Origin of the sequence: Daeguia caeni, from assembly GCF_042653845.1 — a bacterium.
Classification (GTDB): domain Bacteria; phylum Pseudomonadota; class Alphaproteobacteria; order Rhizobiales; family Rhizobiaceae; genus Brucella; species Brucella caeni.
Genome location: NZ_JBHSEL010000125.1, coordinates 78,277 through 99,133 on the forward strand (window position 1 = coordinate 78,277; position 20,857 = coordinate 99,133).

Sequence of the window (20,857 nt, forward strand, 5' to 3'; positions counted from 1 at the left end):
AGCCTGCTGTTTCAGCCTCAAATGCCGCATTGCTCTTTACAGATTCCATCAGGGATCATTCCAACCGGTCTCCCAATACTGGGCAAACACAACCAACTGACCGGCCATTACCACTCACCCGGGATACTCCTTTCCGCTACCGGTTACGACTCAATCAAAATTGCACAAGGCTGATTGCCCGGATTGCTCCGAACAACAACCACCCATTTCAAACTGGAACGCCGAAAGCGTGTTTCCAGTTAATGAAGGGTAAATCCGTCAGATCGGACCGAACAGGCCAGACAACAGCGCCCACGGATCTTGCGATCCATGTCATTCATCACATCATGTAATGCTAAGGCGCGTAGCAGCCCATCCCTCTACAGCCCTGACTTTAGCCAAGGCAAAGCGCATTGGGCAAGCCTCGGTTTGTGGGTTTTTTTTTGCCTGAGGGGCTTGCATCGCATTGTCGATCCGACAGGGAATCGGGCCTCATTTCATTAACGCCTTACGATTCAATGCCTTTCTCCCGCCCCTCTTTTTGCGCGGTCCCGATCTGTTCCGATCGAAAATAAATTTAAAAAATTTTCCTTGACTCAAACGGCCTGACGAGTCCTGCCGGGAGGCTGTGGATAACTTTGGAAAAGTCAGCCACAAACTATTGATAATAAGTAGCATTTTATCAACAGCGCAGGAATTTTTTCCGGTCTTTCCGCGACCGTCTCACGCTTGAAAAACATGCAATGCGATAGCCCCATTCGGGCGTAAAAATCTGCAAAAAATAAAACCCGGCTAACGAAATCAGCCGGGTTTTATTAAAGATTCCGAAAATTATACTATTCTTAGGCAAGTGCCTTCAAACGCTGTGCCAGACGCGACACCTTGCGCGATGCAGTGTTCTTGTGGATCACGCCCTTGGAAGCAGCGCGCATCAGTTCCGGCTGGGCTGCCTTGAAAGCAAGTTCTGCAGCCTGCTTGTCACCGCTCTTGAGTGCGTCTTCGAGCTTGCGAATGAAGGTACGAACGCGCGAACGGCGCGCCTTGTTGACCTCGGTGCGGGCAGCAATCTTACGCACTGCCTTCTTGGCCGAAGGAGTATTGGCCATAAATGCCTCTCTTTTTCTGTCAGCTAGCCAGCAGGCTTTCGCCGCCGGGAACAAAACCTCTAGGGCAGCCGCATGAAAGGCCGCCAATCCGTGGCCGGGCTTATAGATCAGCTTTTGCCAGACGTCAACGTGGATTCTGTTGCCGCATGCAATCAAAAGGGCCATCGCAGCCCGGAAAACCGACATGCATGGGCCGCAGCCTCTGCTGGTTGCGGCCCATGCATGGCTTACGCCATCTGATCTTTCGATCAGCGGTTCTTGAAGGAAGGTGTACGCTTGTCGATGAAAGCCTGCATGCCTTCCTTCTGATCTTCCGTTGCAAACAGCGAATGGAACAGGCGGCGTTCAAAACGCAGACCTTCATTCAGCGTGGTTTCGTAGGCGCGATTGACGACTTCCTTGGCCATATAGACGGCCGGACGCGAGAAGGAAGCTATGCGTTCTGCCGCCTTCAAGGCTTCTTCCAGCAGTTCTTCTGGTGCCACGACGCGCGAAACCAGGCCGCAGCGTTCGGCTTCCGCCGCATCCATCATGCGGCCGGTGAGGCACATATCCATGGCCTTGGACTTGCCGACATAGCGTGTGAGGCGCTGCGAGCCACCCATGCCCGGAATGACGCCAAGCGTGATTTCCGGCTGACCGAACTTGGCATTGCTGCCGGCGATGATGAAATCGCACATCATGGCAAGCTCGCAGCCGCCACCCAGCGCATAGCCATTGACGGCCGCGATGATCGGCTTGCGGATGCGGTCAACCTTCTGCCAATCGGCGAACATGTCATCAAGAAAGGCCCCGGCAAAATCGACCGACTGCATTTCCTTGATGTCCGCACCAGCAGCAAAGGCCTTTTCCGAACCGGTGATGACCATGGCGCCGATCTTGCCATCGGCATCAAAACTGGCCAACGCTTCGGTTACTTCCTCAAGAACCTTGCGGTTCAGCGCATTGAGTGCCTGCGGGCGGTTAAGACGGATCAGCCCGACGCTGCCGCGGGTCTCAACAAGAATGGTTTCGTATGCCATGGAAGTCCTTCCCTGAAACAAGATCATCTCGATACATGTCCTGTTCCCAAGACGGTTGTCCATTTTGGCAACAGCACATGTCTGCCCCTCTCTTTGTGCGGCAAATTGGACTGGCAATCTGGCTTTGGCAAGTGTCAGAGAGTCACGGGCCGCCTTCAGGACTGGCAGGAGGCGCAATAAAAGGTCGAGCGGCCAGACTGCACCATGCGCTGAATGACCGACCGGCATTTCGGATTGCGACATGGCTCTCCCTCGCGACCATAGACCTTGAAGGAATGCTGGAAATAGCCAAGCGCGCCATTGGCCTGGATATAGTCTTTCAGCGTCGAGCCGCCCGCCTCGATCGCCTCGGCAATGACGGCGCGGATGGAATCGGCCAGAAGATCAAGCTTCTTCTGATCATCGGCAATTGAGCCGGCTTCGCGCATGGGCGAAAGCCCTGCCCGCCACAGCGCCTCGCATACATAGATGTTGCCAAGCCCGGCAATCAGGCTCTGATCAAGCAGGGCTGCCTTCAGGGGCGTGCGCTTGCCGGCCAGGAGCTCCCGTAGCACTTGTCCAGAAAGATGGTTGCCTGTCGGCTCCACGCCGAGCCTGGCAAGCATCGGATGCTGATTAAGCGTGCCTTCCTCCGCAAACAGCATGAAGCCAAAGCGGCGCGGATCATTGTAGATGATGCGCACCCCAGACCCGTCATGATGGCGCAGGTAAAAGATCACATGGTCGTGGGCCGTGCTTTTTACGCGTTCATGGTGGAAGTTTCCGGGCGCATTTTCATCACCATCCGTCTCGATGCGAAACGAGCCCGACATGCCAAGATGGCAGATCACTGTCAGACCATTGTCCAGATGGATGGTCAGATATTTGGCACGCCTGCCAAGGGCAACAATGTCACGCCCGGTCAACCGTTCGGCAAATCGAGGCGGCAAGGGAAAGCGCAGATCAGGCCTGTTCTGTTGCACACGATCAATTGTCGCTCCCTGCATGGATGGTTCAAGACCACGACGAACCGTCTCGACCTCTGGCAATTCAGGCATTGATGTCTTCCCGGATGCTGCAAACCGGCCACCTTATAGACCGCCATCCCGGCATTTGCCATCCATTAACCGAAACCGCGGAATGGCCACCAAATGCCCAAGTTTACGATTTGTTTTCCTTGTTCCTTAAACGGATAACAAGCGATGCCCGCTACAACCACTGCATCAAGACAGTTCCGACAGGGGTATTCTGCAATGCCAAGCTTGATGACGCAGGTTCAGAAAAACAGATCGGGTGCTTTCATGATCGAATGCACATTGATCGGCGCGCTTGCGGTCATTGCCGTTATCAGCGGATTTGCGCTGTTTGCCGGCCAGCCACAGACGACCCAGACACCCGTACCGACTGCAATGGAACTGGATTTGCGTAAATAGGGCAATTCCGGACGGAAAACCGGTTCCCACTTCCCTGGAACTGCTTCAAGTACATCCTCACGGGCGTCATAATCGTGCCACGATACGCTTGCCAGATCAGTCACAAGGAATCAGCCGCCTGTTCATGATGGGCGGCTTTGCCATTCTGGGCCAGACCATTTGGCCGCGTATTGCCAAGGCATGGCCTGATGCCGAACCGTCGCCATTCCGGAAGACATGCTCCAACCGCAGGAGAATATCATGCCCGTCGAAATTCTTTCCGAAAAATCCGCCTCGAGCCGTCCAATCTGGTTTGTCGGCAAAGGCAAGCTCGACCAGGTCAATCTGCCCGATACGGTTTCCTTCTGGGCCAGAGCGCATGGATTTGATGGCGAGCCAGGCGCAGTCCTGATCGTGCCGGCAGACAAGGGAGCCATTGGCGGCGCCCTGTTCGGCACGGGCGAGGACAAGGTCGAAGGCCAGTCGCAACTGGTGGCCGGAAAACTCGCACGCAGCCTGCCGGAAGGCGATTGGCATATTGAAGGCGACATTCGCGATGCCGAGCTTGCCGCCATTGCCATTCTGATGGGCGGCTATGAGTTTACCCGCTATCGCAAGCCGAAGGGAAAGGCGATCCGTCTTGCCCTGCCCAAAGACGTCAATGCGGCTCGTATCCGGCGTATTGCCGATGCAGTCACCTTTGTGCGTGACCTCATCAATACGCCAACCAGCGACATGGGACCGGATGCGCTGGAACAGGCAGCGCGTGATCTGGCAACAAAACATGGCGCATCGTTCCGCTCGATTGTCGGCGACGCACTGCTGGAGCAGAATTTCCCGATGATCCATGCGGTTGGCCGGGCTGCAGCAATTGCACCACGGCTGATCGATTTCCAATGGGGCCGCGAAAGCGACCCGAAAATCACGCTGGTCGGCAAGGGCGTCTGCTTTGACACTGGTGGTCTCGACATCAAGCCTGCCAGCGGCATGCTGCTGATGAAGAAGGATATGGGGGGAGCAGCCAATGTGCTTGGCCTTGCCGCCATGATCATGGATGCGAAATTGCCGGTGCGGCTGCGCGTGCTCATTCCGGCGGTTGAAAATTCCATTTCCGGCAATGCGTTTCACCCATCCGACATCCTGCACAGCCGCAAGGGGCTGACCGTCGAGGTCGGCAATACCGATGCCGAAGGCCGTCTGGTACTTGCCGATGCGCTGGCGCTTGCCGATGAGGAAGAGCCGGAGCTGCTCATTGACATGGCAACCCTGACGGGAGCTGCCCGCGTGGCGCTGGGACCGGATCTGCCGCCTTTCTATACGCATGATGATGAACTGGCCGCCGCCATTGCGGCCAAGGCAAACGAAACCGCCGATCCGCTGTGGCGCATGCCGCTCTGGCAGCCTTATCTGCAAAAACTGTCCTCGCGCATTGCCGACACCAACAATGTCACCACGGACGGCTTTGCCGGCTCAGTGACGGCGGCCCTGTTCCTCAGTCGTTTTGTCGAAAAGACCAGAGGCTGGGCGCATTTCGACATTTTCGGCTGGACACCCTTTGAAAAACCGGCCTTCCCGGTGGGCGGCGAGGCACAGGCCATTCGCGCGCTCTACCAGCTGATCGAAGAGCGCTATCCGGCCTAGGGCAATTCAGCTGTCCACCAAAGCGCTGCTACTCTAACATGTTGATTCTTCGTGGCTCCAGACAGAACCGGTTTCCGTTTTTCCTGGAGCTGCTCCAGCCCCAGGAACAGAATATTGCTTGCCTGACGGATCAAAACGGCATTGAATGATACGGAACCGAAACAATCCCGGATATTGGCCGATCCGCAATGCCAGTTGAACTGAGACCGTCGCAAGCGCTGACATTATTGAAGACCCTGTCGCTGGCGGAGGTGCGAGATGAAATGCCCGACCTCACCACACGGCAGAAAGCCATATTGCTGACGATCTATCTTGAACCGCCGCCGCATACGATTCGTGGGCTGGCGGCAAAACTCAATGTCACCAAGCCGGTGATCACACGCGCGCTCGACACGATGGGTGCGCTTGACCTTGTCACCCGGCATCGTGATGAAAAGGACCGGCGCAATGTTCTGGTCAAACGGACTGTTGCCGGTGCGCTTTATGTTGAACGGCTTGGCGATCTTGTCATTGCTGAAGCCCGGGAGCTGCCATTGTGACCACACTTGACCATCGCCTGAATATCTATCGCCCTGACCTTGCCGATGAACGGCTGCGCGGCGTGGTGGAGGCTCGGCGTTTTACCAGCGGAAAGCCGATGCAGGTTGCGGCTCCGGTGCTTGATCTGCGCGCAGAGCCAAATGCCAGAAGTGGCCCGCAAACCCAGATCCTGCTCGGCGACCGCGTGCAGGTCTTTGAGGAAAAGGATGGCTGGTGCTGGGTGCAGGCGGAACGGGATGGCTATACCGGCTATGTACCGGCAGAAAGCCTGGAACAGCCGGGGCCGGCACACACCCATGTGGTGATGGTGCCACGCACTTTTGTCTATCCTGGGGCGGATCTGCGTTTTCCCATCACAAGGGCGCTGTCGCTCGGCGCGCAGGTGCGGGTGGTCGGCTCAGCTGAAACCCGCGGCACGCACTATTCCCTGCTTGAAAGCGGTGAAGCGATCATTACGAAGCATCTCGCCCCCATTGATGAACCTGCCAGCGATTATGTCGCCATTGCGGAAACGCTGCTGCATACGCCCTATCTCTGGGGCGGCACGTCCGGCTTTGGCATTGATTGCTCCGGCCTTGTGCAGCTTTGCCTGCGTGTTGCTGGCCGCAATGTTCTGCGCGATGCCGACATGCAGCAGAAGTCGATCGGAGAAGTGATTGACCCGGGTGCCGATTATTCCGGCCTCAAACGCGGCGATCTCGTATTCTGGAAAGGTCATGCCGCCATCTGCCAGACGCCCGACATGCTCATTCATGCCAGCGGCCATACGATGAGCGTGACGCTGGAGCCAGTGCGCGAGGCAATCGAGCGCATCGCCTATCTCTATGATTTGCCGACTGTTTTCCGCCGCCTTAAATCAGGTTGCCGCCATACGCATCAACAGATCGGCCCGAAACCGAACCGGTTTTCGGGCCGTTGTCTGTCTGGCTGTTTCAGATCCGGTTGGGCAGAACACGATCCGGCGGACGGTGTCCATCCACGAAGGCACGAATATTGATGATCACCTTATCGCCCATGTCGATGCGGCCTTCCATCGTGGCCGACGACATATGCGGCAAAAGGACAACCTTGCCGGCTTCCGCGAGCTTGAGCAGGCGCTTGTCGACCGCCTCACCATTTTCATAGACATCAAGACCAGCGCCAGCGAGCTTGCCCTGTTCAAGCTGCTCGATCAGGGCATTTTCATCGATGATCTGGCCACGCGCTGTATTCACCACATAGGCAGTTGGCTGCAGCAACTGGATGCGGCGTGCCGACAGAAGATGGAAGGTTGCCGGCGTTGACGGGCAATGGACAGAGATGATGTCCATGCGCGCCAGCATCTGGTCGAGACTGTCCCAATAGGTTGCTTCCAGCTCTTCCTCGATCTGCGGACTGACGCGCTTTCTGTTGTGATAATGGATCGACAGGCCAAATGCCTTGGCGCGGCGCGCAACCGCCGTGCCGATGCGCCCCATACCGATAATGCCAAGGCGCTTGCCCCAGATGCGACGGCCAAGCATCCATGTCGGCGACCAGCCCGGCCATTTCCCGCCGGATGCATTGAGCAATTGCGCCCCTTCCACCAGACGGCGCGGCACGGACAGCATCAGCGCCATGGTCATGTCGGCGGAATCTTCGGTAAGCACATTCGGCGTATTGGTGACGGTGATGCCGCGTTTTGCTGCGGCGGCAACATCAATATTGTCAACGCCATTGCCGAAAGTGGCGATCAGTTTCAGATTCGGGCCAGCCTGCTCAATGACGGCAGCATCCAGTATATCGCCAATGGTCGGCACCAGCACATCGGCTTCCTTCAGCGCGGCGATCAGTTCCGGCTGGGTCATGCGGTGATCGTCAAGGTTCAGCCGTGCGTCAAACAATTCCCGCATTCGGGTTTCCACCGGGTCCGGTAATTTTCTCGTAAGAACGACCAGCGGCTTCTTTTTGTTCGACATATCCACCCCTTAAAATCGAAGCAATGCTCAAGGATTCGTTCGCGCTTCAAAAGCCTCAAAACTGCCCTTGTCATTCTGTTAACATATCCAGATGAAACATGAGCCCATCTGAAAATGCTGTCGCCAATGCGTCATGTTGAGACCTCTTTAACCAAGAGGGCGCAATATTGGATATTGCATCGGCTGCACATCTCTATCAAGGCAGCGAAGCAAAGACAAAGAAAAACACGGTCAGAAAAGCCTGACTGGTGCAAACAGGACAAAGAGGCAATGCTCTCATCCTCAGAACCCGTCTTGCAACGGACTGTCCTGGGTGACCGGACACAGCTCATGGCCATGCAATGACAGGTCGGCGAGAGGTCGCAGTGTTCAGTTCAGTTTCGCAAAAACGCAATCTGGCTTTCATCGCCAGCCTCGCCCTCATGCTAGCCATTCTGCCTGTTGAACGCACTTTCGCGCAGGAAGACGCAAATGGGCAGGCAACCAGCGCGGAAAGTGGCAAACAGGACTCGACGGGGGGCAAGCAGACAGGCAACAAACATCCGGTCGGCGCAAGCGGCCTGCCTGTTCCGCGCTTTGTCAGCCTGAAACCGGCACGGGTCAATCTGCGAATCGGCCCCGGACGCGATTATGCCGTGTCGTGGCTGTTCATGAAGGCGGGTTTGCCGGTCGAAATCATTCAGGAATATGACAATTGGCGCCGCATCCGCGATGCCGACGGCACTGAAGGCTGGGTTTACCAGTCGCTGCTGTCTAGCAAGCGCACCGCCATTACCGCTCCATGGCGCAAGGACGAAAAGGACTTCTTGGTTGTCATGCGCCGCGAGGCCAATGATGACTCAAGGCTGGTGGCGGAAATCGAGCCCGGCGTGATCGGCAATGTCCAGAAATGCAATGGTCAATGGTGTCGGCTGGAAGTTCAGGGCAGGCGCGGCTGGATCAAGCAGTCCGAGCTCTGGGGGGTCTATCCCGACGAGATCATCGACTGATCCGGCACATGCTGATCATCCACCAATAAAAACCGCCCATCATCGGGCGGTTTTTACTGAATGCTTCTGCCGGGTTATTGCTGTGTCTTGCGGCGCAGGCGAACGATAATGTCCACATTGACGATTTCCATGCCCTCTGGCGCTTCCGGCATGTTGGCGACGGTCGGCTGACCACGCTCGCCATGCGGAATATCGAAAACGATATTCTCGCCTTCGAGGAAGAAATGCTGATGATCGGAAACATTGGTATCGAAATAGGTCTTCGATCCCTCGACAGCTATGATGCGCAGCATTCCGGCTTCGGTGAACTGGTGCAGCGTATTGTAGACGGTCGCCAGCGAAACGGGCACATCGGCCTTGACCGCTTCCTCATGCAGCTCTTCAGCCGAAAGATGACGATCACCCTGCGCGAAAATAAGGCTTGCCAAGGCAACACGCTGGCGCGTCGGACGCAAGCCCGCGCTACGCAAGCGATCCTCCATGGAAACTGACGAGTGGTTATGTGTCGTATGCATATTCACCGTTGAATCCGTCACAAGCTCACAGCAAAATCGTCAAAGTGTAAACGGGCTGTTGCCGATTACCTCTTGTCATTGATATATGCCGTTGCGAAATAAGTATCAATAGCCATTGGTTCCAGTCAGTTTTGACTTGGTAATCCACTGGAAGATTTTACTGGCGGAAACACTTTGTGCTAGGGATGTCTCCAGCAAACTGATTAGTGGACCGCTGAAACGGTCAAGACCGAGAGTACCTCAAGGGAGGCGTAATGGCAGAACAGAAATCGAGCTATAGCTACGAAGAACTCCTCAGCTGCGCACGCGGCGAGTTGTTCGGGCCGGGCAATGCGCAGCTCCCGCTTCCGCCAATGCTGATGGTGCACCGTATCACCGAGATTTCTGAAACCGGCGGTGAGTTCGGTAAGGGCTATATCCGGGCGGAATATGATGTAAGGCCAGATGACTGGTATTTCCCATGCCATTTCATGGGCAATCCGATCATGCCTGGCTGCCTTGGTCTTGATGGCATGTGGCAGCTCACCGGCTTTTTCCTGGGCTGGCTGGGCGAACCGGGCCGCGGCATGGCGCTTTCCACCGGCGAAGTGAAGTTCAAGGGCATGGTTCGCCCGAAGACCAGGCTTCTGGAATATGGTATCGACTTCAAGCGTGTCATGCGTGGCCGTCTGGTACTTGGCATTGCCGATGGCTGGCTGAAGGCCGACGGCGAACCGATCTACAAGGCAACGGATCTGCGCGTTGGCCTATCCAAGGAAAGCGGCGACGGTCAGTAAGGCCTGATTTACAGTATTCACGGGCGCGATTGCAGAAAAGCAGCAGTTTTTATGCAATCGCGCTCAAAACATGAGAAGATCGCACCTATCTAGCCATGATCGGGAGTTCCAGCGCGGGATCTCCATAGGCACGGGTGTAAAGGAGAACGCGATGCGGCGTGTGGTCGTAACTGGTATGGGGATTGTCTCCTCTATCGGAAACAACACAGAAGAGGTCACGGCCTCTCTGCGCGAAGCCAGATCCGGTATCAGCCGGGCTGAGGAATATGCCGAACTCGGCTTCCGCTGTCAGGTATATGGCAGCCCAAAGATCGACATTGAAGCCCTGGTTGACCGGCGCGCCATGCGCTTCCATGGCCGGGGCACGGCATGGAATCACATTGCCATGGATCAGGCCATTGCCGATGCAGGCCTGACACCGGAAGAAGTTTCCAATGAGCGTACCGGCATCATCATGGGGTCCGGCGGCCCGTCCACCCGGACGATCGTGGAATCAGCCGACATTACCCGCGAAAAGGGCCCGAAACGCGTCGGCCCGTTTGCCGTACCAAAGGCCATGAGCTCGACGGCATCGGCGACGCTAGCCACCTTCTTCAAGATCAAGGGCGTCAACTATTCTATCTCATCGGCCTGCGCGACCTCCAATCACTGCATCGGCAATGCCTATGAGATGATCCAGTATGGCAAGCAGGATCGCATGTTTGCCGGCGGCTGCGAAGATCTCGACTGGACGCTCTCGGTTCTGTTCGACGCCATGGGGGCGATGTCGTCCAAATATAACGACACGCCGTCGACTGCCTCGCGCGCCTATGACAAGAATCGCGACGGTTTTGTCATTGCAGGCGGTGCTGGCGTTCTGGTTCTGGAAGAGCTGGAAGTCGCTCTTGCCCGCGGCGCCAAGATTTACGGCGAAATCGTCGGCTATGGCGCAACCTCGGACGGCTATGACATGGTCGCCCCTTCGGGCGAAGGCGCAGTTCGCTGCATGAAAATGGCGCTTTCGACAGTCAAGTCCAAGATTGACTATATCAATCCGCATGCGACCTCGACGCCTGCAGGCGATGCACCGGAAATCGAGGCGATCCGCCAGATTTTCGGCTCTGGCGATTCCTGCCCGCCAATTGCCGCCACGAAATCACTGACCGGCCATTCGCTGGGCGCAACCGGCGTTCAGGAAGCGATCTATTCACTCCTGATGATGCAGAACAATTTCATCTGCGAGAGCGCCCATATCGAGGAACTTGATCCAGCTTTTGCAGACATGCCTATCGTGCGCAAACGCATCGATAATGCTGAAATCAACACAGTGCTTTCCAATTCCTTCGGATTCGGCGGCACCAATGCAACACTGGTGTTCCAGCGTTACCAGGGCTGATGGAGAGAGGAACATTATGGAAGGTATCATGAAAGGAAAACGCGGCCTCATCATGGGAGTCGCGAACGATCACTCTCTGGCTTGGGGCATTGCCAAGCATGTTGCCGCGCAGGGAGCCGAACTGGCATTCACCTATCAGGGTGAAGCCCTGGGCAAGCGCGTAAAGCCTCTGGCCCAATCGGTTGGTTCTGATTTCGTCCTGCCTTGTGATGTCGAGGACATTGCAACCGTTGACGCAGTCTTTGCCGAGATCGAAAAGCGCTGGGGCAAGCTCGACTTCCTCGTTCATGCGATCGGCTTTTCCGACAAGGCCGAGCTGAAGGGACGTTATGCCGACGTGACCACGCGCGAGAATTTCAGCCGCACGATGGTCATTTCGGCCTTCTCGTTTACGGAAGTCTCGCAGCGCGCTGAAAAGCTGATGAAGGATGGTGGCAGCATCCTGACACTGACCTATGGTGGTTCGACCCGCACCATTCCGAACTACAATGTCATGGGTGTTGCCAAGGCCGCCCTGGAAGCCATGGTGCGCTATCTTGCCGCCGATTTTGGCCCGCAGGGTATTCGCGTCAATGCGATTTCGGCAGGCCCGGTACGAACGCTGGCGGGTGCCGGCATCGGCGATGCCCGCGCCATCTTCAGCTATCAGCGTCGCAATTCACCGCTGCGCCGCACCGTCGATATTGATGATGTCGGCAAATCGGCGCTCTATCTTCTGTCGGATCTGTCGTCCGGCGTGACCGGCGAAATCCACTTCGTCGACTCGGGCTATAACATTGTCTCGATGCCGACACTGGAAGAGCTGAAAAGTTCCGACGCCGAACGCGGCGAATAATCGAAGCAAAGCCGCCCGATGGGCGGCTTTTTCATGTCAGGCGTTATTTCCGCGCATCATAGACCTTGAAGCCCTGCGCCTCTTCCAGCAGGATAACCGTCTTGAACAGGCCTTTAAGCGTTGCCTCATAAGGCAATTGCCGATTGGCGACCATAAGCAAGCGCCCGCCAGTCTTGAGCCGCAACGCGGCCGCCGCAATGAAGGCCTGGCCCAGTGAAACATCGGCCGCACGCCCCTCATGAAAGGGCGGGTTCATGATCACCGTGTCATAGATCCCGGTCATCTTTTCGCTGGTGACGTCAAACCAGTAAAAGCCCATCGGAACGGAAGCGCCAAGGCGCTCCATATTGCCGCGGGCCGCCTCCAGCGCCTCGAAATCGGCCTCGTAAAGATCGATTGCCGTGATCCGATCCGCATATTTCTGGCATTGCGCCGCAAGATAACCCCAGCCGGCGCCAAGATCGGCGACTTTGCCGAACACGATTTTTTCCATATGCGGCACGAGCAGTGCAGAACCCTTGTCGATCGCACCATGCGAGAACATGCCGGGTTCGGTGCGGAACACGTTATCAATATCGACCGCGACCGGTTTCAGCGCCTGAATGAAGTCATCATCAAGATCAGCTGGCCGCTGCAGCCAGAAAGCGACGGCATGATTCTTCGACAGACGGTCGGTAATTTCGGTGATATTGCCGACCCATTTGCGGAAACTGTCAATGCCAAGCTTCTTGTCGCCACAGACAACGATCCAGCCGCCCGGCTCAACGCGGGCCAGAAGCTCCGCAAACCACGCCTCATTGCGTCCGCGATGTTTGCCGAGCAGGAGCAGCCCACCGGAAAAACGCACGTCAGCGTCCAGCCTCGGCACGGCATGACAGCCTTCCCTGTTCAGGGCCAGCCAGTCCGGCCGCCAAGGCTGCAGAAAAGTCAGTGCCTTTTTCCACTCCGGCTCCAGTTGCCGGTCAGCCGCAAGACCGCAGGCAAGAAAGGATTGTCCATCTTCGGGCATATCCAGAATGCCCTGATCAAACGGAAGAAAAAGCGTTTTCTGTGCGGGTGTTATCATTGTTCAATCTTGATGGGACTCATCGTGAAAGGATCCATTCTCCCAGGCTGCATATAGTGAGCGGACAACCAGCTTAAAGGTTTGCACCTATTTCTTCATTTAAATGGTTTTCCGCCAAATTCCATCGGATTGTCCTCCTCCGTTTTCCCGCTGTTTCAGGCTTGTACGTGATTGATTCACGTGTAACAAAAAAGCGCGCCAGCAAGGCGCGCTTTTTCAAGGCTTTATGAAACAGGGCTTATTCGGCGTCTGCTTCTTCCTTCTTCTTTTCGGCAACGATTTCCTTGCCGGTCGTCTGATCGACAACTTTCATCGACAGGCGAACCTTGCCGCGTTCGTCGAAGCCCATGAGCTTGACCCATACCTTCTGGCCTTCCTTGACGACATCGGTCGTCTTGGCAACGCGGTCGGCGGCCAGCTGCGAGATGTGAACCAGACCATCGCGCGGACCGAAGAAGTTGACGAATGCGCCGAAGTCGGCCGTCTTGACGACGGTGCCTTCGTAGATCTCACCAACCTCTGGTTCAGCCACGATGGAGTGAATCCACTTTCTGGCAGCCTCGATCTCCTTGGCATTGGAGGAGGCAATCTTGACCGTGCCATCGTCTTCGATGTTGATCTTGGCGCCGGTCTTTTCAACGATCTCGCGGATGACCTTGCCGCCGGAACCGATCACATCACGGATCTTGTCGGTCGGGATGGTCATGACTTCGATACGCGGAGCGAATTCACCGAGTTCAGCGCGCGAGGTCGAAATTGCCTTGGCCATTTCGCCAAGGATATGGATGCGGCCTTCCTTGGCCTGTTCCAGAGCGACCTTCATGATCTCTTCGGTGATACCGTCGATCTTGATGTCCATCTGCAGCGAGGTGACACCGAATTCCGTACCGGCAACCTTGAAGTCCATGTCGCCGAGATGGTCTTCATCGCCCAGAATGTCGGACAGAACCGCATAGCGCTCGCCTTCCTTGATCAGGCCCATGGCGATACCGGCAACCGGACGGGCAAGCGGTACGCCCGCATCCATCAGCGCCAGCGAGGTGCCACAAACTGTTGCCATCGAGGACGAGCCATTCGATTCGGTGATCTCGGAGACAGCGCGGATCGTGTATGGGAACTGTTCCGGCGAGGGCAGCATCGGATGGATTGCACGCCATGCCAGCTTGCCGTGACCGATTTCGCGGCGGCCCGGCGAACCAAGGCGACCCGTTTCACCGACCGAATAAGGCGGGAAGTTGTAGTGCAGCATGAAGGATTCTTTATAGGTGCCGGTCAGGGCATCAATCAGCTGCTCATCTTCGCCAGTGCCTAGCGTGGCGACAACCATGGCCTGGGTTTCACCGCGGGTAAACAATGCCGAGCCGTGCGTGCGTGGCAGGATGCCGACTTCGGCAACGATCGGGCGAACGGTCTTCAGATCGCGGCCGTCGATACGGCTGCCGGTGTCGAGAATGTTCCAGCGAACAATCTTTGCCTGCAGATGCTTGAAGACGGTGGCGAACTGTTCTTCGTTATATTCAGGCTCTTCAATGCCTTCCGGGAAGAAATGCTCCTTCGCCTTGGCCTTGGCCGCATCAACAGCTGCGTAGCGGGCCTGCTTTTCGGTGATCTTGTAGGCAGCGCGCAGATCGTCTTCGATAACGGCCAGCATCTTGGCTTCAAGTTCAGACAGATCTTCCGGCTGGAATTCGCGCGGTTCCTTGGCGGCAACTTCTGCAAGCCTGATGATGGCTTCAATCACGGGCTGGAATGCCTTCTGGCCGAACATGACAGCGCCGAGCATGACTTCTTCAGACAGTTCCTGCGCTTCCGATTCCACCATCAGCACAGCTTCCGACGTACCGGCAACAACCAGATCGAGCTTCGATTCCGGCATTTCGTCGATATGCGGATTAAGAACATATTCGCCGTTGATATAGCCAACGCGTGCGCCGCCAATCGGGCCCATGAACGGAACGCCGGAAATGGTAAGCGCTGCAGAAGCGGCAATCATCGACAGGATGTCCGGGTCATTTTCCAGATCGTGCTGGATGACGGTGACGACAACCTGCGTGTCGTTCTTGTAGCCTTCGACAAAGAGCGGGCGGATCGGACGGTCGATCAGGCGCGAAACGAGGGTTTCGTTTTCGGTCGGACGGCCTTCACGCTTGAAATAACCACCAGGGATCTTGCCGGCGGCATAGGTCTTTTCCTGATAGTTGACGGTCAGCGGGAAGAAATCCTGACCTGGCTTTGGTTCCTTGGCAGAAACGACAGTGGCCAGAACCACGGTTTCGCCATAGCTTGCCAGCACGGCGCCGTCAGCCTGACGAGCGATCTTGCCGGTTTCAAGGGTCAGCGGACGGCCACCCCATTCGATTTCGACTTTATGGGTATTAAACATATCTTGTCCTCTTGCGACAATCCGTGCATCGCACTTCAGGGATTGTCCGGTTGGCGAACTGGCCATGGGCAAGACAACGGGGAGCTCGACTTTCATCCTGCAATCAGTTCCGAAACTTTCGGATCCCGCAAAAGCGAACTACCTGCAATCCTGCCCCATGACTTGTTCCAAATCATAAGCCTGTTCGGCTTTTGGGCATCCGGCCCGCGGCATGACGCTCCGGGCCGAGTGTGAGACCATATGATCTCATTTGCAAAATTCAAACGGGCGACGTTTGGCAACGTCGCCCGATCTTGCCGTTAACGGCGCAGACCCAGACGGGTGATCAGCGCCTGGTAACGAGCCTGGTCGACGCCCTTGAGGTAGTCAAGCAGGCGACGACGCTGCGAAACCAGCTTCAACAGGCCGCGACGCGAATGATTGTCATTCTTGTGGCCCTTGAAGTGTTCGGTCAGGTTAGCGATACGCTCGGAAAGAACAGCAACCTGAACTTCAGGCGAACCAGTGTCACCTTCCTTCGTTGCGTATTCCTTGATAAGAGCCTGTTTACGCTCAGCAGTAATCGACATCGGAACAACCTTTCTAATGAGAGGAAATGGGACGCCCAGGCCGGGATGCCGTCCAGCGCGGGCCATGAACACGATCCAGCGTACAAGTTTAACCTGATCGCTGCTGGCTCATATAGTGCAAAAATGGCAATAATGCCAGTATTCTTTCAACAAACGCGAAATCTGGCCATTTCAGGCCAGTTTCAGTTGCCCGAAAAAACCCGCTTCGGCTTGAACTGGCCATGTTCAATATAGCCAATGGCCAGAAGCTTGCCACGCGCAGTCGCACAGGCCTCATCCGCATCAAGCGGCGCATCGCGCCCGCGCAGGATTACCGGATTGCCAAGACGCACACGCTGCGCCTGATCATCGTTCAGCGCAATCTGCGGCAGGCATTCAAGGGCAGCCCCCGTATCAATGAGCAATGCATCAAGCGCGCTGAAATCCCGCTGCGGCGCCGGCTCGATTGCCGCCCCCTCCTCATCCCTTGGTGGCAGAGGCGGCCAGGCTTCCTCAAGCTCTTCCAGCGTCACCAGATCCTCTTCCACGAAGGGGGCTACCTCGATACGGCGCAGCTCCGAAATATGACCATAGCAACCAAGCTCACGCCCCATATCACGGGCAAGCGAGCGGACATAGGTGCCCTTTGAGCACTCGACTTCAAATTCCGTGCGATTTTCATCAGGAAAATCAATGATTTCCAAACGATCAATCTCGACCTCACGCGCAGGGATATCAACCTTCTCGCCCTCGCGCGCCAGATCATAGGCACGTTCGCCGTCGATCTTGATGGCCGAAAACTGTGGCGGAATCTGCATGATGACACCGGTATATCCAGGCAGGATCGCCTCAATTTCCGTCCTTGTCGGACGCTTGGCGGATGTCCTTGTCGGCTCACCTTCCAGATCGTCCGTGGAGCGTTCCTCGCCCCAGGTCACGGTAAAGCGATAGACCTTGGTGCCGTCCATGACATAGGGAACGGTCTTGGTGGCTTCGCCCAATGCAATCGGCAGCATGCCGGAAGCAAGCGGATCAAGCGTGCCGGCATGTCCAGCCTTTTCAGCGTTGAACAGCCACTTGATCTTCGAGACCGCCTCGGTTGAACCCATACCCTTTGGCTTGTCAAAAATGACCCAGCCGGATACCGGGCGGCCTTTTTTCCTGCCGCGTCTTGCCATGTCTTATTCGTCTCCATTGCGGGAGGTTGCGTCCTCACCGTCATCTTCATCATGCACCAGATCACGCGCCACTTCCGGCGAGCGGAGCAGCGCATCAATCCTGGAAAAATTGTCGAAACTCGTATCGGCGCGGAAACGGAATTCCGGCATATATTTCAGCTGGCGCAGGCTGGGCGCCATGCGGCCACGAATGAAACGGGCATGGCTGGCGAGCGCCTTGATCACGATCTGCGGATCAATATCGCCCAAGGGCGAAATGAAGCAGTTGGCGATCCTGAGATCCGGCGACATGCGCACTTCCGATACGGAAATGACCGTGCGTTCCAGCACGTCATCGCGGATTTCCCCGCGCTGCAGCAATTGAGCCAATGCGTGACGCACCTGTTCGCCGACGCGAAGCTGGCGCTGGGAAAGGCCACCTGAGCCCTTCGGATCATGAGATCGAGCCATTAATCATATCCCGAAATGCGGCATCCTCTGCCGACAGGATCAAAGCCGACCCGCGACAATCATGCCGGAAATTTGAAATTGCCTTTCAGGCTGCGCATTGTACCGCGATCCTGACGGGAGTCAGACCCTCACGACCGGGCACGACAGACCCACCCGCCATCAAAGGCGGGCGGGCTCATAACCAGAGTTACAGCGTGCGCGAAACATGTTCGACGCGGAAGGCTTCGATGATATCGCCCGGGCGGATATCGTCGTAATTTTCAAACGCCATACCGCATTCCTGACCGGACGGCACTTCCGCAACTTCGTCCTTGAAGCGCTTGAGCGTCTTGAGCTTGCCTTCGTGGATGACCACGTTGTCGCGGATGAGGCGAACACCTGCACCACGCTCGACCTTGCCTTCGGTGACGCGGCAGCCTGCGACCTTGCCGACCTTGGTAATGTTGAAGACTTCGAGAATCTCCGCATTGCCAAGGAAGGTTTCGCGGCGTTCCGGCGACAAGAGGCCGGACATGGCAGCCTTAACATCATCAATCAGATCATAGATGATGTTGTAGTAGCGGATTTCGATGCCCTGCTGTTCAGCCGCATCGCGCGCCTGCTTGTTGGCGCGGACATTGAAGCCGATGATGGCTGCACCCGACGCCTCGGCCAGCGACACGTCGCTTTCCGTGATGCCACCTGCGCCCGAATGAACGATACGTGCGCGCACTTCGTCGGTGCCAAGCTTTTCCAGCGCACTGGCAATCGCTTCGATCGAACCCTGCACGTCGCCCTTGATGACCAGCGGGAATTCCTTCGTGCCGGACACCTGAAGCTGGTTCATCATCTGCTCCAGCGAACCGCGCGAGCCGCTCTGACGCGCAACTGCCTTTTCACGGGCAAGACGCTGGCGATATTCAGCAATTTCACGCGCCTTGGCCTCGTTCTGCACCACAGCGAAGCGGTCACCTGCCTGCGGCGTACCCTGGAGGCCAAGAACCTCGACCGGCATGGCCGGACCGGCTTCCTTGACGTGATCACCACGGTCGTTGATCAGTGCGCGCACACGGCCCCATTCATTACCGGCAACGATGATGTCGCCCGGATGGAGCGTGCCCTTCTGCACGAGAACCGTTGCCACAGAACCGCGACCACGGTCGAGCTTGGCTTCAATGACCACACCTTCAGCGGTACGGGTCGGATCAGCCTTCAGATCAAGGATTTCCGCCTGAAGCAGAATGGCTTCGAGCAGCTTGTCGAGATTGATCTTGTTCTTGGCCGAGACTTCGACGTCCAGAACTTCACCGCCCATCGATTCAACGAAGACCTCGTGCTGAAGCAGGGCAGTGCGTACCTTCTGCGGATCAGCCGTCGGCTTGTCGATCTTGTTGATGGCGACAATGATCGGAACATTGGCCGCCTTGGCGTGATTGATCGATTCAATCGTCTGCGGCATCACGCTGTCATCAGCGGCCACCACCAGAACGGCAATGTCAGTTGCCTGCGCACCGCGCGCACGCATTGCGGTAAAGGCAGCGTGGCCCGGCGTATCGATGAAGGTGATCTTCTGACCGTTCTGCTCGACCTGATAGGCGCCGATATGCTGGGTGATGCCACCGGCTTCGCCCGAGACCACATTGGCGTGGCGGATCGCATCGAGCAGCGAGGTCTTGCCATGGTCAACGTGACCCATGATGGTGACGACCGGCGGACGAGGAACCATCTTTTCCGGATCATCCGGAACGTTGAAGATACCTTCCTCGACATCCGATTCAGCAACGCGCTTGACGGTATGGCCGAATTCTTCCGCAATGATCTGTGCGGTATCGCCGTCGATGACATCGCCCGGCTTCATCATCTGGCCCTGCTTCATCAGATATTTGATGATGTCGACAGAGCGTTCAGCCATACGCTGCGCCAGCTCCTGCAGGGTGATCGTTTCAGGAATGACCACTTCGCGCGAAATCTTTTCGCGCGTTTCCTGCATCTGCGAACGCTTGAACTTTTCCTGACGGCGACGCATCGCCGACAGCGAACGCGAACGACCACCTTCCTCATCAAGATGCGCGGTGAGCGTCAGCTTGCCACGGCGGCGATCATCCTCGCCCTTGACAACCTTTGGTGCACGTACTTCCGGCTTGGAGGACGAGCCGCGGCGCGGGCCACGACGATCATCCTCATCATCGATGAGGGCCGGCCCCTTGCGCATCTGGCTCTGCGGCAGCGGCTTTGCGGCCGGCGGGGCAACATCAACAACGCTTGGTGCAGGGCGCTGACCACCAGACTGCGGACGGGCAGCCTGCTGCGGACGCTGTTGGGCAGGCTTTGCATCTTCACGCGCTTCAGGCTGCGGCATGCGCTTGTTGGCTTCTTCCTCGGCCTTGCGGCGAGCCTCCTCTTCAGCCTTGCGGCGAGCTTCTTCCTCGGCCTGACGGCGTGCGGATTCTTCAGCTTCCCTGGCGCGACGGGCTTCTTCTTCGGCGCGACGCTTGGCTTCCTCGGCAGCGCGGGCACGTTCTTCGGCTTCGCGGGCCTGCGCTTCCTCAAGCGCACGGCGGCGCGCATCCATTTCTGAACGCGACAACGTGGTAAGCACCATGCCGGAGCGATCTGCCGGGCGCGGACGCTGCGATGCCTGTGAGCCCGGACGGTTCTGCGGCTGTCCCGGGCGAGCCTGCTGGGCGACGTGCGGTCTGGTCACCGTCTGCGCCTGATTTGACGCCGATGCAGCCGGCCTTGCCTGCTGTGCAGGCTGTGCCGGAGCCGCAGGCTTTGCCGCCGCAAGCTTCTGGGCTGTTTCCTGCTCGGGCTTCTCGTCCGGACGGGTGAACTTGCGCTTCTTGGTTTCAACGACGACAGCCTTCGTGCGGCCGTGGCTGAAATTCTGGCGCACGGTGCTCTGCTCAACGCCTGGCCGTTTCAGGGTCAGCGTTTTCTTGGTGTTGACGCCAAGCGTCTTGTCGTCGTTCGTGTTATCGCTCATTACGTTTCCGTTTCCTTCGCGGTTTCGGCCGCTTCACTTGAGCATCATCCAGCGCGATTGCCAGTGTTGGACAATGCTCCAGTCAACCATGTCATCGCATGAACCAGATGCGACCAGATCTTCATCCTGCCTGTTCCATCCTGCAAGACGCGTTCCGGCTC

The 20,857-nt window shown here is 57.0% G+C and carries 18 protein-coding genes and 1 pseudogene; 8 read left to right on the forward strand and 11 right to left on the reverse strand.

Translation table 11 applies throughout. The features are described 5' to 3' along the window. Positions 1-821: 821 nt before the first annotated feature. The 3 genes from rpsT to mutM form a co-directional block, all read right to left on the reverse strand. Positions 822-1,085, reverse strand: coding sequence for a 30S ribosomal protein S20 (rpsT, locus tag ACFO1V_RS14585; RefSeq protein WP_374830893.1), 264 nt, complete (start codon positions 1,083-1,085; stop codon positions 822-824). 248 nt (positions 1,086-1,333) lie between these two features. Continuing rightward, the gene (locus ACFO1V_RS14590; protein WP_374830891.1) at positions 1,334-2,107 is read right to left on the reverse strand and encodes an enoyl-CoA hydratase; all 774 of its coding nucleotides are present in this window, start codon (positions 2,105-2,107) and stop codon (positions 1,334-1,336) included. 155 nt (positions 2,108-2,262) lie between these two features. Continuing rightward, positions 2,263-3,144, reverse strand: a complete 882-nt coding sequence (gene mutM / locus ACFO1V_RS14595) for a bifunctional DNA-formamidopyrimidine glycosylase/DNA-(apurinic or apyrimidinic site) lyase (protein WP_374830889.1) — start codon at positions 3,142-3,144, stop codon at positions 2,263-2,265. Between the two features lie 195 nt (positions 3,145-3,339). Between mutM and ACFO1V_RS14600 the strand changes: the two genes are divergently transcribed. The 4 genes and pseudogenes from ACFO1V_RS14600 to ACFO1V_RS14615 all read left to right on the forward strand — a co-directional run. After that, positions 3,340-3,519, forward strand: a complete 180-nt coding sequence (locus ACFO1V_RS14600; protein WP_374830887.1) for a Flp family type IVb pilin — start codon at positions 3,340-3,342, stop codon at positions 3,517-3,519. A 240-nt stretch (positions 3,520-3,759) separates the two neighbouring features. Then, positions 3,760-5,139: a leucyl aminopeptidase family protein gene (locus tag ACFO1V_RS14605; protein WP_374830885.1), complete on the forward strand. Its 1,380-nt coding sequence runs from the start codon at positions 3,760-3,762 to the stop codon at positions 5,137-5,139. A gap of 188 nt (positions 5,140-5,327) precedes the next feature. Beyond that, a complete protein-coding gene (locus ACFO1V_RS14610; RefSeq protein WP_374830883.1) occupies positions 5,328-5,678 on the forward strand; it encodes a MarR family winged helix-turn-helix transcriptional regulator in 351 nt (116 codons plus the stop codon). Further along, positions 5,675-6,529: pseudogene (locus tag ACFO1V_RS14615) on the forward strand (C40 family peptidase); the annotation flags it as partial. The gene ACFO1V_RS14610 and the pseudogene ACFO1V_RS14615, both read left to right, overlap by 4 nt. Positions 6,530-6,611: 82 nt before the next feature. On the opposite strand, the gene ACFO1V_RS14620 reads toward ACFO1V_RS14615, so the two are convergent. Further along, complete coding sequence (locus ACFO1V_RS14620; protein ID WP_374830881.1) at positions 6,612-7,616, reverse strand: 2-hydroxyacid dehydrogenase; 1,005 nt, start codon at positions 7,614-7,616, stop codon at positions 6,612-6,614. Positions 7,617-7,981: 365 nt separating this feature from the next. On the opposite strand from ACFO1V_RS14620, the gene ACFO1V_RS14625 reads away from it, so the two are divergent. Further along, the gene (locus tag ACFO1V_RS14625; protein ID WP_374830879.1) at positions 7,982-8,605 is read left to right on the forward strand and encodes an SH3 domain-containing protein; all 624 of its coding nucleotides are present in this window, start codon (positions 7,982-7,984) and stop codon (positions 8,603-8,605) included. A gap of 74 nt (positions 8,606-8,679) precedes the next feature. On the opposite strand, the gene irrA is transcribed toward ACFO1V_RS14625, so the two are convergent. Continuing rightward, positions 8,680-9,120 (reverse strand): iron response transcriptional regulator IrrA, encoded by a 441-nt coding sequence (gene irrA, locus ACFO1V_RS14630; protein WP_374830877.1) that lies wholly within the window; start codon positions 9,118-9,120, stop codon positions 8,680-8,682. Positions 9,121-9,374: 254 nt separating this feature from the next. Here irrA and fabA point away from each other — a divergent pair, with 254 nt between their 5' ends. The 3 genes from fabA to fabI all read left to right on the forward strand — a co-directional run bounded on the left by fabA (position 9,375) and on the right by fabI (position 12,106). Beyond that, the gene (gene fabA, locus ACFO1V_RS14635) at positions 9,375-9,896 is read left to right on the forward strand and encodes a 3-hydroxyacyl-[acyl-carrier-protein] dehydratase FabA (RefSeq protein WP_374830875.1); all 522 of its coding nucleotides are present in this window, start codon (positions 9,375-9,377) and stop codon (positions 9,894-9,896) included. Between the two features lie 151 nt (positions 9,897-10,047). After that, a complete protein-coding gene (gene fabB / locus ACFO1V_RS14640) occupies positions 10,048-11,271 on the forward strand; it encodes a beta-ketoacyl-ACP synthase I (protein WP_374830873.1) in 1,224 nt (407 codons plus the stop codon). Between the two features lie 16 nt (positions 11,272-11,287). Next, positions 11,288-12,106, forward strand: coding sequence for an enoyl-ACP reductase FabI (gene fabI, locus ACFO1V_RS14645; protein ID WP_374830871.1), 819 nt, complete (start codon positions 11,288-11,290; stop codon positions 12,104-12,106). A gap of 43 nt (positions 12,107-12,149) precedes the next feature. Here fabI and ACFO1V_RS14650 read toward each other — a convergent pair whose 3' ends face one another. The 6 genes from ACFO1V_RS14650 to infB all read right to left on the reverse strand — a co-directional run bounded on the left by ACFO1V_RS14650 (position 12,150) and on the right by infB (position 20,696). Then, entirely contained in the window at positions 12,150-13,172 is a 1,023-nt protein-coding gene (locus ACFO1V_RS14650) for a class I SAM-dependent methyltransferase (protein ID WP_374830869.1), read from the reverse strand. Positions 13,173-13,410: 238 nt separating this feature from the next. After that, entirely contained in the window at positions 13,411-15,555 is a 2,145-nt protein-coding gene (pnp, locus tag ACFO1V_RS14655; RefSeq protein ID WP_374830867.1) for a polyribonucleotide nucleotidyltransferase, read from the reverse strand. 299 nt (positions 15,556-15,854) lie between these two features. Next, positions 15,855-16,124 carry a 30S ribosomal protein S15 gene (gene rpsO / locus ACFO1V_RS14660; RefSeq protein WP_374830865.1) on the reverse strand — a complete coding sequence of 90 codons (270 nt, stop codon included), beginning with the start codon at positions 16,122-16,124 and terminating at the stop codon, positions 15,855-15,857. A gap of 182 nt (positions 16,125-16,306) precedes the next feature. Beyond that, on the reverse strand, positions 16,307-17,281 hold the full coding sequence (gene truB, locus ACFO1V_RS14665; protein ID WP_374830863.1) for a tRNA pseudouridine(55) synthase TruB: 975 nt from the start codon (positions 17,279-17,281) through the stop codon (positions 16,307-16,309). 3 nt (positions 17,282-17,284) lie between these two features. Beyond that, positions 17,285-17,731, reverse strand: a complete 447-nt coding sequence (rbfA, locus tag ACFO1V_RS14670) for a 30S ribosome-binding factor RbfA (protein ID WP_374830861.1) — start codon at positions 17,729-17,731, stop codon at positions 17,285-17,287. 187 nt (positions 17,732-17,918) lie between these two features. Next, on the reverse strand, positions 17,919-20,696 hold the full coding sequence (gene infB / locus ACFO1V_RS14675) for a translation initiation factor IF-2 (RefSeq protein ID WP_374830859.1): 2,778 nt from the start codon (positions 20,694-20,696) through the stop codon (positions 17,919-17,921). Between the last annotated feature and the right edge of the window lie 161 nt (positions 20,697-20,857).